The organism is Bacillus sp. 05T31, assembly GCF_056396725.1.
The window spans coordinates 1-925 of sequence record NZ_JBFTMA010001102.1 but is presented as its reverse complement, the minus strand read 5'-3'; the positions used below and the strand labels follow the sequence as shown (position 1 = coordinate 925).

At 32.7% G+C, this 925-nt stretch carries 1 protein-coding gene; it reads right to left on the bottom strand.

Annotation, left to right across the window (positions count from 1 at the left end; translation table 11 throughout):
* Positions 1-425: 425 nt before the first annotated feature.
* A complete protein-coding gene (locus AC1DJR_RS31665; protein ID WP_060750751.1) occupies positions 426-782 on the bottom strand; it encodes a YxeA family protein in 357 nt (118 codons plus the stop codon).
* Positions 783-925: the final 143 nt, after the last annotated feature.

Here is a 925-nt window from a genome sequence, read left to right as displayed (position 1 = left end):
GATGAGGGCTATTAAAAATTAGTTGGTTTTTCATTCTTCATTAACATTACAAACAGAAAGTGATACAGTGAGACTTTCTAGTTACACTATATKAAATTTACTATMTTTTAACYATCGAATTRCATTACAGRAGKCTTACATRTTTGTAAGCTATGTGTAATGTAATTCGATAGTTTCCCTTACCTATATTTCGTACAATAAAGTTAGAAAGTAAGCCAAATAAGAAGAACACTCACATAACCAAATTACATTGCTAGTAGCCGACTCTTCTTATACCTTTCACTCATGCTACTACAATGTACCCCCTTCCCCTTTATATAATAAGAAAAGCCTTAGTCCATATGGACTAAGGCTTTTTCACGAACCTAAAATACCCTTACCTAGTATTTTTATTTTCGACAAAAAATAGGCGGGGGTATAATTCGCTATCTCATCGTTAAAAGTTTACTCTTCGCATTAATAGGAATATTTACAGCTTCAATTTCTTCAATTGCCTCGCCGTAGCGTCCTTTTGCGTACACCTTTAATGCTTCATCTCTCTTTAACATATGCTTAACAGTCTTCTTTATTTTTTGTTCTCTTCCACGTTCATCAAATGCAATAAATTCATATTCATACCATTCATCACCAATATGCTGACCAATTGTATTCACAACCGTATAATATTCTTTCGTCTTATAAAGTGGATTATATTTATCGATAACTGGTCCAAGTTTCGTAGGCAGTAACATTACTACTATCACTATCATCGCTATTATAGTATTGATCATTTTTTTCTTCATAATAAATCTTCCTCCCTTGCAGGATACTTATACATCCATTCTAAAGAGCAGGAATTTAATCTACCATTCAATCCCATTACATTACCCTTACATTTTTGTAAGAATAAAGTGAAACTTTAATCAGTGGGGGTTTTGTTCATCCC